Below are 13,442 nucleotides of genomic sequence, written 5' to 3'. Positions count from 1 at the left end.
TAGTCAGGAGGGGCCGATGCCCCTCCCAGGTTACACCCGTCCTGCGGACGGTATTACCACCACACTTCCATCTGGGCACCGAAGGTAACTTCGCTGTCGTCACCGCGGCTGGAGGTGAAAGCGCCGCTTCCGCTGCTGTCTTTTGTCTGCAGACCGGAGGTGTTGCTGTAGCCCCAGTTTTCATCCCACTTCGCGTAGGTTGCGAAGATACGGATAGCCGGACGAGACCAGACGCTGTTCCCTGCCTGCCATTGCTGAGCCAGAGTAATTTTGTACTGGTTGTTGTTTTCGCTGGTACGCTGGGATTTCACGTTGTCGTAACCGATTTCCAGCTGGGTGCTCATGATCGGCGTCCATTTGTACATCGGACGAACACCCACGGTATACCAGGTGGAGCCGTTTTTGCTGTCCAGATCCACGTCCTGGTACATCGCAACGTACATCAGGCCCCAGTCATCGTTGAAGTCCATCGCGCCGTGATCCAGAACGCGGATCATGCTGCCGTTGTTATCGATGCTGGTCCCTTGAGAGTGGCCGCTGTTCCAGGAGGTCATTGCGTCAGTGGCGTACTGAACGACAAACTTGTTGAAGCCGCCCCAGATGGACTGAGTATGTTCACCGGTCCACATCCAGCCGTCTTTCGACGCGCCGTCTTCCAGACGGTAGTCATCCTGCGGGTTAGCACGGCCGTAATCGACGCCTAACTCCAGCACGCCGCCCGGGTTGGTTTCCAGGCCCGCCAGACGGATGTCAAAGACGTCGTTGGCAGTTTTCGCAGCATATTTTTTGGTGTCATCGCTGGAGAAAGTATAAGAGCCGCCGCTTTCTGAGTTACGAGTAGCGGCCAGAGAGAGCTTACCGAAGCCAAGGTCAACGTTTTCCAGACCTGCACCCGGGCCGGAGATATCCCAGTAGTAGAAGTCGATCATGTGAACGTCATGACGCTGATAGAAGCGTTTACCCGCCCACAGCGTGGAGCCCGGCAGCCAGTCGATCAGGTTTTTACCCTGGATGTTGGCTTCACGGAACGCCGGAGAGGTGCTTTCCCAGTCATCTTCCTGATTCACGGAATAGGCAACGTTAGTATCGAAATAAAAACTCTTATCCCCTTCCTTCCACAGCTCCTGGCCCAGCTTCAGTTCCGCATAGGTTTCACATTCGTTACCAAGACGATATTTACTTTGAGCGCCGGTCGCTTTGAAGCACTGTTGCTCGCCGCCGCTGCCGGTCCAGCCAATGCCGGAACGCGCGTAGCCATGGAAATCGACAGCCAGCGCCTGAGCAGACATAACGCCTGCCGCGACGGCGACCGCCAGTGGAAGTTTGCGCAGAGTAATCATCATTCTATCTCCTGAGATCATTGCTTTTCTTTGCACGCTTCGCCGGTGTACCGCCAGCCGGGTTCGCGCCTTTTTTTAATGGGAAGCCTTACACGCCCGGCTCTTTATGCAGCCGACGACAAGCGGTGCCATCCTCACGGAATAAATGGCAACGTTCTGGCGGCAAACCGATGGCGAATGTGGCTCCCTCTTCTACCAACACCACGTCGTTCTGGCGGTAAACCAGGTTCTGACGGATGGCGGGGATCTGGATATGAATTTGCGTTTCGTGACCTAACTGCTCGACGACCTGAACCTCACCTTCGAGGGTCACATCGGCGATATCGCTGGGCAGTAAATGCTCCGGGCGGATACCTAAGGACATGTTGGCGCCCGCCTGAACGTTGGCGCTGTCCACCGGCAGCCAGATTTGCTGACGGTTCGGCAGTTCAACCTGCACCTGATCGATAGCCGTCGCGGTGACTTTAACCGGCAGGAAGTTCATCTTCGGTGAACCGATAAAGCCGGCGACGAAGCGGTCAGCCGGATAGTGATAGAGTTCCAGCGGTTTCCCGACCTGCGCCACCCGGCCAGCGTCGAGGACCACGATCTTGTCCGCGAGGGTCATCGCTTCCACCTGATCGTGGGTGACATAGATCATGGTGCGGCCCAGTCGCTTATGCAGACGGGAGATTTCGATACGCATCTGGACGCGCAGGGCGGCATCGAGGTTGGAAAGCGGCTCATCCAGCAGGAAGACGCTCGGCTCAGCCACCAGGGTACGACCAATCGCCACGCGCTGGCGCTGACCGCCGGAGAGGGCTTTCGGTTTACGCTCCAGCAGATGGGCCAGCTGCAGCACTTCCGCAACCTGGGTCACCCGCTGGTTAATCAGATCTTTTTTCGCGCCGGCCAGCTTCAGGCCAAACGACATATTTTCCGCAACGGAAAGGTGGGGATAGAGCGCATAAGACTGGAATACCATCCCAACGCCGCGTTCTGCCGGTGGGATCTCGTTCATGCGGGTGTCCCCGATAAACAGGTCCCCGCTGGTAATAGTTTCTAACCCGGCAATCATACGCAGCAGGGTAGATTTGCCGCAGCCCGATGGCCCGACAAACACGACGAATTCCCCTTCGTGGATATCGAGATTGATATCTTTCGATACCACCACGTCACCCCAGGCTTTCGTTACATTTCGCAGCTGTACGCTCGCCATGCCCTTCTCCCTTCGTTACAACCTGTCACTAACAGTCACATTCAAGATGGGTCGACTATGCGGCATTCATTAGCCGGGCAAATCCTCCACCCCCCGGCTTTTTTATGGGGGAGGAGATGGGAGGATGAGAGATTGGCTCTCGCCGCGGGGGATGGCGGGCGGCGCGTGATTTCGTGATGGAGGCGACAAAATTGGGCGCTTTTTTCTGTGCTCCAGGACGCAATACGGCCGTTTTTGCAATGGAGATCACACAACCAGCGGGTGGGGCGTAGACCTGGGGAGGATGGAAAGGGGTTGTTAAAAAAGGAAACTCATCATCGTTAAGCCACCGAAGTGTATCCACGAGTACAACACCAAAAAGGACGGGTATATGAAAATCAAAACTGGCGCTCGCATCCTCGCGCTGTCGGCACTGACCACGATGATGTTTTCCGCCTCTGCCCTCGCGAAAATTGAAGAAGGTAAGCTGGTTATCTGGATTAACGGCGACAAAGGCTACAACGGCCTCGCTGAAGTGGGTAAAAAGTTTGAAAAAGACACCGGCATTAAAGTTTCCGTAGAACACCCGGACAAGCTGGAAGAGAAATTCCCGCAGGTTGCGGCGACCGGCGACGGCCCGGACATCATCTTCTGGGCGCATGACCGTTTCGGCGGCTACGCGCAGTCCGGCCTGCTGGCGGAAATCACCCCGGACAAAGCGTTCCAGGACAAACTCTATCCGTTCACCTGGGATGCCGTTCGCTATAACGGCAAACTGATCGCCTACCCGATCGCGGTGGAAGCGCTGTCCCTGATTTACAACAAAGACCTGGTGCCGAACCCGCCGAAGACCTGGGAAGAGATCCCGGCGCTGGATAAAGAACTGAAAGCGAAAGGTAAGAGCGCGCTGATGTTCAACCTGCAGGAACCGTACTTCACCTGGCCGCTGATCGCTGCCGACGGCGGATACGCGTTCAAGTTTGAAAACGGCAAGTACGATGTGAAAGACGTCGGCGTGGACAGCGCAGGCGCGAAAGCGGGCCTGACCTTCCTGGTTGACCTGATCAAGAACAAGCACATGAATGCCGATACCGATTACTCCATCGCGGAAGCGGCCTTCAACAAAGGTGAAACCGCGATGACCATCAACGGTCCGTGGGCGTGGTCTAACATCGATAAGAGCAAGGTTAACTACGGCGTGACCCTGCTGCCGACCTTTAAAGGCAAACCATCGAAACCGTTCGTTGGCGTGCTGAGCGCGGGGATCAACGCCGCCAGCCCGAATAAAGAGCTGGCGAAAGAGTTCCTCGAAAACTACCTGATGACCGATCAGGGTCTGGAATCGGTTAACAACGACAAACCGCTGGGTGCCGTGGCGCTGAAATCCTTCCAGGAAAAACTGGAAAAAGATCCGCGCATCGCCGCCACCATGGCGAACGCCCAGAAAGGCGAAATCATGCCTAACATCCCACAGATGTCTGCCTTCTGGTATGCCGTTCGTACCGCGGTTATCAACGCCGCCAGCGGTCGTCAGACTGTCGATGCTGCGCTGAAGGATGCCCAGAGCCGTATCACCAAGTAAGAAAACGGCGGGTGGCGCTTGCGCTTACCCGCCCTACCACTACGGCTCGGACCGTAGGTCAGGTAAGCGAAGCGCCACCTGACAAATAAGCTTTCACCGCTGTAGAGGATGATCCCCATGGATGCCGTTAAAAAGAAACACTGGTGGCAAAGTCCGCAACTCACATGGTCTGTGATTGGCTTACTGTGCCTGCTGGTGGGTTACCTTGTTGTTTTGATGTACGCCCAGGGGGAGTACCTGTTCGCCATCATGACGCTGATTTTAAGCTCAGTTGGCCTGTATATTTTCGCTAACCGCAAGGCTTATGCCTGGCGCTATGTCTATCCCGGCCTCGCCGGCATGGGCCTGTTTGTCCTGTTTCCGCTGATCTGTACTATCGCTATCGCGTTCACCAACTACAGCAGCACCAACCAGCTGACCTTTGAGCGCGCGCAGCAGGTGCTGATGGATCGCTCCTTCCAGGCCGGCAAAGCCTATAACTTCACGCTGATCCCGGCAGGCGACGAGTGGAAGCTGGCCCTGACCGACGGTGAGAGCGGTAAAAACTACCTTTCCGACGCCTTTAAATTCGGCGGCGAGCAGAAGCTGGCGTTAAAAGAAACCGACGCCCTGCCGGAAGGCGAGCGCGCCAACCTGCGCGTCATTACCCAGAACCGCACCGCGCTGAACCAGCTGACCGCCGTGCTGCCTGATGACAGCAAAGTGATCATGAGCTCGCTGCGCCAGTTCTCCGGCACCCAACCGCTGTATACGCTTGGCGAAAACGGCGTGCTGACCAACAATCAAACCCACGTCAAATACCGCCCGAACAACGACGTTGGTTTCTACCAGGCCATCAACGCCGACGGTAGCTGGGGCACAGAAAAGCTGAGCCCGGGCTACACCGTGACTATCGGCTGGGACAACTTTACCCGCGTCTTCCACGATGAAGGCATCCAGAAACCGTTCTTCGCGATCTTCGTCTGGACGGTGGTGTTCTCGGTGCTGACCGTGGTGCTGACCGTCGCGGTGGGGATGATCCTTGCCTGCCTGGTGCAGTGGGAAGCACTGAAAGGCAAAGCGATTTACCGCGTCCTGCTGATTCTGCCGTATGCCGTACCGTCATTTATTTCGATTCTGATTTTCAAAGGTCTGTTCAACCAGAGCTTTGGTGAAATCAACATGATGCTCAGCACGCTGTTCGGCATTAAGCCGGCGTGGTTTAGCGACCCGACCACCGCGCGCACCATGATCATCATCGTCAACACCTGGCTGGGCTACCCGTACATGATGATCCTGTGCATGGGGCTGCTGAAGGCGATTCCGGACGATCTGTACGAAGCGTCGGCAATGGATGGCGCCGGCCCGTTCCAGAACTTCTTTAAAATTACCTTCCCGCTGCTGATTAAGCCGCTGACGCCGCTGATGATCGCCAGCTTCGCCTTTAACTTTAACAACTTCGTCCTGATTCAACTGTTGACCAACGGTGGTCCGGACCGTCTCGGCACCACCACCCCGGCCGGTTATACCGACCTGCTGGTGAGCTACACCTACCGTATCGCCTTTGAAGGCGGCGGCGGTCAGGACTTCGGCCTGGCGGCGGCTATCGCAACGCTTATCTTCCTGCTGGTTGGCGCGTTAGCGATTGTGAACCTGAAAGCCACACGCATGAAGTTTGATTAATTGGAATAACCAGGCGTTATTGGCGCGGGCAGTTTGGACTCGGCCAGCGCGGAAGAACCGGAGCGTACACGTAGTACGTGAGGATTCTGAGCACTGCCCGAGTTCAAAATGGCAAGCAAAATAGCCTGGTGCGAAGTCAAGGGGAGTAAAATTACAATGGCTATGGTCCAACCCAAATCGCAGAAGCTACGTTTATTTACCACGCATCTCCTGCTACTGATTTTTATCGCCGCGATTATGTTTCCGCTGCTGATGGTTATCGCCATCTCGCTGCGCGAGGGTAACTTCGCCACCGGCAGCCTGATCCCGGATACCATCTCCTGGGAGCACTGGCGTCTGGCGTTAGGCTTCAGCGTCGAACACGCGGATGGCCGCGTCACGCCGCCGCCGTTCCCGGTCCTGCTGTGGCTGTGGAACTCGATTAAGGTCGCCGGGATTACCGCGATCGGTATCGTCGCCCTCTCCACCACCTGCGCCTACGCTTTTGCCCGTATGCGCTTCCCGGGGAAAGCGACCCTGCTGAAAGGGATGTTGATTTTCCAGATGTTCCCGGCGGTGCTGTCGCTGGTGGCGCTGTACGCGTTGTTTGACCGCCTGGGCCAGTACATCCCGTTCGTCGGCCTCAACACCCACGGCGGCGTGATCTTTGCCTACATGGGCGGTATCGCCCTGCACGTCTGGACCATCAAAGGCTACTTCGAAACCATCGATGGCTCGCTGGAAGAAGCGGCGGCGCTGGATGGCGCGACCCCATGGCAGGCGTTCCGCCTCGTACTGCTGCCGCTGTCGGTGCCGATTCTGGCGGTGGTCTTTATTCTGTCGTTCATCGCTGCTATCACCGAAGTGCCGGTCGCCTCGCTGCTGCTGCGCGATGTGAACAGCTATACCCTGGCGGTAGGTATGCAACAGTATCTCAACCCGCAGAACTATCTGTGGGGCGACTTTGCCGCCGCGGCGGTACTCTCCGCCATCCCGATTACGGTCGTGTTCCTGCTGGCGCAGCGCTGGCTGGTGAACGGCCTGACGGCGGGCGGGGTGAAAGGTTAAGTTTTTTTGTAACACCGGCCCCAAATTTCAGAGGAGGGCCGACGGTCTAGCCGCAATACACGACCCCAACCGGGTATTGTCGCCGTCGCCCTCAGCTGAAAAAGTAAGGCCAATGCCACTGCTATCCTCAACTGGACCCTACATAAATTCTATTTGTGACTGTTGGTCAGCGGCCCTGGAGGCCGCTTTTTTTTATTCGCGTTTCAGGCGATTAGAGTTACACAGCCAGAGCGTAATCACCAGAATCAGGATCGCGGCGGAATAAATAAGTACCGCCATCGGCGACTCATGGTCGATGATGATCAGACGCACAATCGCGGTGATGCCGATATAGACAAAATAGCGCAGCGGGAAATGGAACCCCGACTGAAAATACTTGACGATCAGCGCGATAAACTCGAAGTAGAGAAAGTAGACCACCAAACCTTCCACCAGCCGGTACTTACTGGTCGGCTCCGGGGTAAAGAGGACATCGGCCAGATGCAGCGTCTCTTTACCGAGGAAGACGATCAGGATAATCCCCAGGCACAGCAGCCCAAGATTCAAAACCGTTTGCATCGCAGTGGCGATAAAATTCACCAGTGGGCGATAAACCAACGACATATTCACACCTCATAATCAGTCCTTGTTGCGTCCGGTATAGCGCAAAAGTGTGATCCAGATCTACAGTTACCCCTCACCGCGTGGGCTTTAAATTTTTGCGCCCTCAGGGCAGGATTTCGGCAAAAGAGAAAAATGCTCTCCTTAACGGCGTGTGATCGACATAACTGATTCCCATGATTTGCATAAAAATTTGCTTATACAATCATTGTTAATCAATAGCTTAATTTACATACAAGCCTGCATGTTTAGATATGGCTAAAAATAAAATTTTTCTCCAGACCTTAATAAATAAAGGGTTATTTGAGAAGGTTTTTTTCTGCCGATTCCCTTAGCATATTTCCTCATCATCTTACGTCCAGGAATCATAATAATGTCTGACCAAACATCCTCTCTTTTTATTCGCTGGCTACAGCGAGAAGTCGTACCAGCATTAGGTTGTACTGAACCCGTTGCTATTTCATTTACCACCGCTTACGCCGCGAAACATTTAGCGATACCCTGCGAAAAAATTAGCGGTTTTATTTCTGCCAACCTGTATAAAAACGCCATGGGCGTCACGATTCCCGGCACGACAGTGAATGGCGTCGCGCTGGCCGCCGCCATCGGCGCCTTTGGCGGCGATGCCGATAAGGGATTACAGACCCTGGCAGGCATTACTTCACAGCATGTGGAACAGGCACAAGCGCTGGTGGACGCCGGCCACGTTAATATTGACGTCCAGGACACGCCTGACTTTATTCATCTCGATCTCACCCTCAGCGCCGGTGACCAGACCTGTCGCGTCGTGGTAAAAGGCACGCATACCAATGTGGTCGAGTTATATATTAATGGCGAACAGCAGCCATTACACGCCGGGGAAAATAGCGCCACAGCGCAGGCCGAACTGCCAACTTTCTCTCTCCAGGAAGCGTATGACTTTATTATCTCCACCCCGGTTGAGAATATTACGTTTATTCTGGAAGCCGCCCGCCTCAATAGCGCACTGGCTGCAGAAGGAAAATCGAAAAAGTATGGGTTGAATATTAACGGAACATTCTCTGAAGCTGTTAAAAATGGTTTGTTAAGCAATGACTTAATGAGTGAGGTCATTATCAACACCGTCGCGGCTTCCGATGCGCGTATGGGCGGCGCCCCGGTGGTCGCTATGTCGAACTTCGGCTCTGGCAACCAGGGGATCGCGGCGACCATGCCGGTGGTAACCGTCGCCGAGCATCTGAATGCCGATGAAGAGACGCTCGCTCGCGCGCTGGCGCTCTCGCATCTGACGGCCATTTCCATCCATTCGCGCTATACCCGCCTGTCCGCACTGTGCGCGGCCTCCACCGCCGCCATGGGCGCCGCCGCCGGTATGGCATGGCTGTTTACCCGCAATATCGAAACCATCAACACCGCCATCATCAATATGATTAGCGATGTTACCGGCATGATTTGTGATGGCGCCTCCAACAGCTGCGCGATGAAGGTGTCCTCGGTGGTCTCCAGCGCCTTTAAATCTGTATTGATGGCGATGCAAAACCGCTGCGCCAGCGCCAACGACGGCATTGTCTGCGCCGACGTCGAACAGTCGATTAATAACCTGTGCCGCCTCGTGATTAAGCCTATGGCGCAAACTGATAAAGAGATCATTCGTATTATGGTCAGCAAATAAGACCAGCCCTTTTGTACCCTACGCAATAATGATTTATTGCCTGCACCAACAGGTATTTTACGATGAATAAAAAAGTCATATTACGCGGCGCCAGCGCCATTATGCCCCTGTGCATCGGGGACTTTCCTTTCTCGTTCATTGTTGGCGCGTTAAGCGTCAGCGCCGGAATGAGCGTCTGGCAAAGTACCGCGTGGTCGGCGATTGTGATTGCCGGCTCGGCGCAGATGCTGGCACTGAATATGTTAAAAACCGGCGCCACGCTCGGCGTGATTATTTTCACCACATTAATTATTAATCTTCGCCACGTGCTGTATAGCGCCTCTATTTCCGGTACCGTGCGCGAAGCCTCATTCTTTAAAAAATGCTTTATGTCCTATGCGCTCACCGACGAGGTGTATGCCACCACCGTCAAAGAGATGGAAGGAAATAAAAAGGAAAAATATCTGTTTTATGGCTCGGCGATGATCACCTTCTGGGCGATTTGGGTGCTGGCCGATTTTCTTGGCGCGCTGGTCGGCGCCTCGTTTCCCCACATTGAAAAATACGGTCTCGATTTCGCCATGGTCGCCGCCTTTATCGCCATCGTGGTGCCGCAAATTAAAAGCCAGGCCTGCACCGTCGCCGCGGTAGTGGCCGCCGTTTCCGGCGTGCTGTTAGTGGTCCTGCCCTACTCGCTGGGTATCGTCGTCGCCTCCGTGCTCGGCGTCCTCGCCGGCCTGTGCGTCGACCTGGCGGAAGAGCGCAAGCAGAGGGCAACAACCGAATCCGATATGCCGTTAGTGGAGGCGCTGGAAAATGAGTAATAGCTACTTTATCGCCCTGACGCTGGGCATGGCCGCGGTCACTTTTCTTATTCGTTTCTCGTTTATCGGCCTGGCCGGCAAGATCCAGATGTCTGAGCGGGTGACCAAAACATTGCGCTTCGTGCCGGTCACCGTCCTGCCGGCCATCATCACCATTCAGATCCTGAGCGTGAATTCCAGCATGGAGTTCGACTTAAAAAACCCGAAGGTGATCGCCGCTATTATCTGTACGCTCGCCAGCTTCCGTTTGGGTCTGGTGTGGGTGGTGGTCAGCGGCGTCGGCTCACTGGTGCTGTTGAATTATTTTCTGTAACTGTTTGAAGGGTAACCCCATGATTATTACTACCGCTGACGCACCCGCCGCGATTGGTCCGTACGTTCAGGGCGTCAATCTCGGCGCGATGACCATCACCTCCGGCCAGCTGCCCATTAATCCGCAGGACGGCACCATGGCCGACGACATTGCCGAACAGGCGCGCCAGTCGCTGGAGAACGTGAAAGCCATCGTCGAAGCCGCCGGCCTCAGCGTTGGTCAGATCGTCAAAACCACGGTGTTTGTGAAAGACCTGGCGGATTTTGCCGCCATCAATGCCGCCTACGAGGCCTTCTTTACCGAACATCAGGCGGCCTTTCCGGCGCGCTCCTGCGTGGAAGTGGCCAGGTTGCCGAAAGACGCTGGCGTCGAAATCGAAGCGATCGCTTTCGCCCGTTAACCCCCCGGCTGGAGGTAGAACCTCCAGCCCCTTACCCACCGATTTTTGACGTTCCACGTTGTTCATATTACAGGCACTATAGCCACTGAACGACCCGAGGAAAGCAGCATGTTGACTATCCGAAAGGCATTACCCGAGGACGCGCCACAACTGAGCGCGATGGGTTATGCCAGTTACCAGCACCACTTCGCCCATCTCTGGCGCAATGCCGATGAACTGGCGTTATTTCTTAAGCAAGAATATGCCGAAGATGCGCTACATCGGAGTCTGACCGATGCCAACCATCATTGGCTCATCGCCGAAGCCGCTTCCCCCGTTGGTTTCGCTAAATATAGCTATCAACAGCGAATGGCTGACGACGGCACGACGGGTACGCTGCTGCATAAGCTCTACCTGATGCCGGGGAAGACTGGCCACCGCTACGGCGAGCAGATTTTTCACGCCGTCGAGACGCGAGCAAAAACGGCCGGTGAAAGCTGGCTGTGGCTGGAAGTACTCGCCGCGAATCCCGCCGCGCGCCGTTTTTACGAACGCCAGGGGATGCAGCACATCAGAGACGCAACTTTTCATTCCGCCAGCCAGCAAAGCACCTTACATATTCTGGCCAAACCGCTATGAGAGGAACTATGCCTGAGCTTCGTGACACCGGCGTACGTAACGTCGTTTGTGGTGAAAATGTCGTTATTTACCAGCCCGCCAACCTGTATAACTGCACGCTGGGCGATAACGTCTTCGTCGGGCCGTTCGTTGAGATCCAGGGGAATACCCGCATCGGCGCGGAGAGTAAAATCCAGTCTCATACCTTTATCTGCGAGTACGTCACCATTGGTCGGCGCTGTTTTATCGGTCACGGGGTGATGTTCGCCAACGATCTGTTTCGCGACGGCAAACCAAACGCCGACCGCGCCAGTTGGGGGCGGATTGAGATTGGCGACGACGTGTCGATCGGTAGCGGCGCCACGATTCTGGCCGTCAGTATCTGCGACGGCGTGGTGATTGGCGCGGGCAGCGTGGTGACGAAGTCCATCACCGAGAGAGGCGTGTGGGCGGGGAATCCAGCCCGCCTGCTGCGACGGCTGTAAAAAAAATGCCGACCATAAGGTCGGCATTCCGTCTTAGCTGCGCAAGCGTTATGCGCGCCAGGCTTTATAACGGTTAATCAGACCGTTAGTGGAGCTGTCGTGGCTGCTGACTTCGCTGCCGTCTTTCAGCTCCGGCAGGATGCGGTTAGCCAGCTGTTTGCCCAGCTCAACGCCCCACTGGTCGAAAGTGAAGATGTTGAGGATCGCGCCCTGGGTGAAGATTTTGTGCTCGTACAGAGCAATCAGCGCCCCGAGGCTGAACGGGGTGATCTCACGCAGCAGGATGGAGTTAGTCGGGCGGTTGCCTTCGAACACTTTGAACGGCACCACGTGCTCCAGGGTCGCCGGATCTTTACCCTGATCGCGATATTCCTGCTCCACCACCTCACGGGATTTACCGAAGGCCAGGGCTTCGGTCTGGGCGAAGAAGTTGGACAGCAGCTTCGGATGATGATCGGAGAGCGGGTTGTGGGTGATAGCCGGGGCGATGAAATCGCACGGTACCATTTTGGTGCCCTGATGGATCAGCTGGTAGAACGCGTGCTGACCGTTGGTGCCCGGCTCGCCCCAGATGATCGGACCCGTCTGGTAGTCCACGGCGTGGCCGTTACGGTCAACATACTTACCATTGGACTCCATGTTGCCCTGCTGGAAGTAGGCGGCAAAACGGTGCATGTACTGGTCGTACGGCAGAATCGCTTCGGTTTCTGCCCCGAAGAAGTTGTTGTACCAGATACCGATCAGCGCCAGCAGTACCGGCAGGTTTTTCTCCGCCGGGGTGGTGGAGAAGTGTTTATCCATCGCATGCGCGCCGGACAGCAGCTCAACGAAGTTGTCGAAGCCCACGGAGAGAATGATGGACAGGCCAATCGCCGACCACAGGGAGTAACGGCCGCCAACCCAGTCCCAGAATTCGAACATGTTGGCGGTGTCGATGCCGAACTCGCCAACCGCTTTCGCGTTGGTGGAGAGCGCCGCGAAGTGTTTAGCCACGTGCTTGTCGTCGCCCGCGGTCGCCAGGAACCAGTCGCGCGCGCTGTGGGCGTTGGTCATGGTCTCCTGGGTGGTGAAGGTTTTGGACGCGACCAGGAACAGGGTGGTTTCCGGATTGACGCTCTTCAGCACTTCGGCAATGTGGGTGCCATCGACGTTGGAGACAAAGTGCATGTTGAGGTGGTTTTTATACGGACGCAGCGCTTCGGTGACCATGAACGGACCGAGGTCGGAGCCGCCGATACCAATGTTGACCACGTCGGTGATCGGTTTGCCGGTGTAGCCTTTCCAGCTACCGGAGATAATCGCTTCAGAGAAGGTTTTCATCTTCTCCAGCACAGCGTTCACTTCCGGCATCACATCTTTGCCATCAACCACAATCGGCGTGTTGCTGCGGTTGCGCAGCGCGACGTGGAGTACCGCGCGATCTTCGGTGCGGTTGATCTTTTCACCGGAGAACATCGACTTGATGGCGCCCGCCAGGTCGGTCTCTTTCGCCAGATCCTGTAGTTTAGCCAGCGTCTCTTCGGTGATGCGGTTTTTGGAGAAGTCCACCAGCATCAGATCGTCAAACGTCGCGGAAAACTTAGAAAAACGGTCGCTATCTTTGGCGAACAGCTCGCTGATAGTGACATCTTTCATTTCGTCGAAGTGTTTCTGTAATGCCTGCCAGGCAGAGGTCTGCGTTGGGTTGATGTTTTTCATTAGCAATACTCTTCTGATTTGAGATTGTGACTTCGGTCGATTGTAGCGCCGGTGACGGAAAATTGTGATGATTTTTGTGACTTGTCC

13 protein-coding genes are annotated in these 13,442 nt (G+C 55.5%); 9 read left to right on the top strand and 4 right to left on the bottom strand.

Annotated elements, in window-relative coordinates; translation table 11 throughout:
* Positions 1–53: 53 nt before the first annotated feature.
* A complete protein-coding gene (locus CE636_RS16525) occupies positions 54–1,343 on the bottom strand; it encodes a maltoporin (RefSeq protein WP_002884747.1) in 1,290 nt (429 codons plus the stop codon).
* Positions 1,344–1,428: 85 nt separating this feature from the next.
* Positions 1,429–2,538, bottom strand: coding sequence for a maltose/maltodextrin ABC transporter ATP-binding protein MalK (gene malK, locus CE636_RS16520; RefSeq protein WP_002884743.1), 1,110 nt, complete (start codon positions 2,536–2,538; stop codon positions 1,429–1,431).
* A gap of 370 nt (positions 2,539–2,908) precedes the next feature.
* Between malK and malE the strand changes: the two genes are divergently transcribed.
* The 3 genes from malE (at position 2,909) to malG (ending at position 6,808) form a co-directional block, all read left to right on the top strand.
* Positions 2,909–4,099 (top strand): maltose/maltodextrin ABC transporter substrate-binding protein MalE, encoded by a 1,191-nt coding sequence (gene malE, locus CE636_RS16510; protein ID WP_004206285.1) that lies wholly within the window; start codon positions 2,909–2,911, stop codon positions 4,097–4,099.
* Positions 4,100–4,216: 117 nt separating this feature from the next.
* Positions 4,217–5,761 (top strand): maltose ABC transporter permease MalF, encoded by a 1,545-nt coding sequence (malF, locus tag CE636_RS16505; RefSeq protein WP_017900124.1) that lies wholly within the window; start codon positions 4,217–4,219, stop codon positions 5,759–5,761.
* Between the two features lie 156 nt (positions 5,762–5,917).
* Entirely contained in the window at positions 5,918–6,808 is an 891-nt protein-coding gene (gene malG / locus CE636_RS16500; protein ID WP_002884725.1) for a maltose ABC transporter permease MalG, read from the top strand.
* 192 nt (positions 6,809–7,000) lie between these two features.
* Here the strand turns inward: malG and psiE are convergent, their stop codons facing one another.
* A complete protein-coding gene (gene psiE, locus CE636_RS16495; RefSeq protein ID WP_017900125.1) occupies positions 7,001–7,411 on the bottom strand; it encodes a phosphate-starvation-inducible protein PsiE in 411 nt (136 codons plus the stop codon).
* 370 nt (positions 7,412–7,781) lie between these two features.
* Here psiE and CE636_RS16490 point away from each other — a divergent pair, with 370 nt between their 5' ends.
* From CE636_RS16490 to CE636_RS16465, 6 genes are all read left to right on the top strand, one after another.
* Positions 7,782–9,059, top strand: a complete 1,278-nt coding sequence (locus CE636_RS16490; RefSeq protein ID WP_017900126.1) for a serine dehydratase subunit alpha family protein — start codon at positions 7,782–7,784, stop codon at positions 9,057–9,059.
* Positions 9,060–9,121: 62 nt separating this feature from the next.
* Positions 9,122–9,862: an AzlC family ABC transporter permease gene (locus tag CE636_RS16485; RefSeq protein WP_004206277.1), complete on the top strand. Its 741-nt coding sequence runs from the start codon at positions 9,122–9,124 to the stop codon at positions 9,860–9,862.
* Complete coding sequence (locus tag CE636_RS16480; RefSeq protein WP_004206276.1) at positions 9,855–10,175, top strand: AzlD domain-containing protein; 321 nt, start codon at positions 9,855–9,857, stop codon at positions 10,173–10,175. Before CE636_RS16485 ends, CE636_RS16480 begins: the two co-directional genes overlap by 8 nt.
* A gap of 19 nt (positions 10,176–10,194) precedes the next feature.
* Positions 10,195–10,575: a Rid family detoxifying hydrolase gene (locus tag CE636_RS16475; protein ID WP_004206274.1), complete on the top strand. Its 381-nt coding sequence runs from the start codon at positions 10,195–10,197 to the stop codon at positions 10,573–10,575.
* Between the two features lie 108 nt (positions 10,576–10,683).
* Complete coding sequence (locus CE636_RS16470; protein WP_025999230.1) at positions 10,684–11,193, top strand: GNAT family N-acetyltransferase; 510 nt, start codon at positions 10,684–10,686, stop codon at positions 11,191–11,193.
* Between the two features lie 8 nt (positions 11,194–11,201).
* On the top strand, positions 11,202–11,657 hold the full coding sequence (locus tag CE636_RS16465) for an acyltransferase (RefSeq protein ID WP_017900128.1): 456 nt from the start codon (positions 11,202–11,204) through the stop codon (positions 11,655–11,657).
* A gap of 48 nt (positions 11,658–11,705) precedes the next feature.
* Here CE636_RS16465 and pgi read toward each other — a convergent pair whose 3' ends face one another.
* Complete coding sequence (pgi, locus tag CE636_RS16460; protein WP_004206271.1) at positions 11,706–13,355, bottom strand: glucose-6-phosphate isomerase; 1,650 nt, start codon at positions 13,353–13,355, stop codon at positions 11,706–11,708.
* Positions 13,356–13,442: the final 87 nt, after the last annotated feature.

The sequence above is a fragment of the Klebsiella sp. LY genome (assembly GCF_004010915.1).
In the GTDB taxonomy this organism is placed as follows: Bacteria; Pseudomonadota; Gammaproteobacteria; order Enterobacterales; family Enterobacteriaceae; genus Klebsiella; species Klebsiella quasipneumoniae.
Note: the sequence above shows the minus strand (reverse complement) of the source record. Positions and strands in the feature narration are given on the sequence as shown.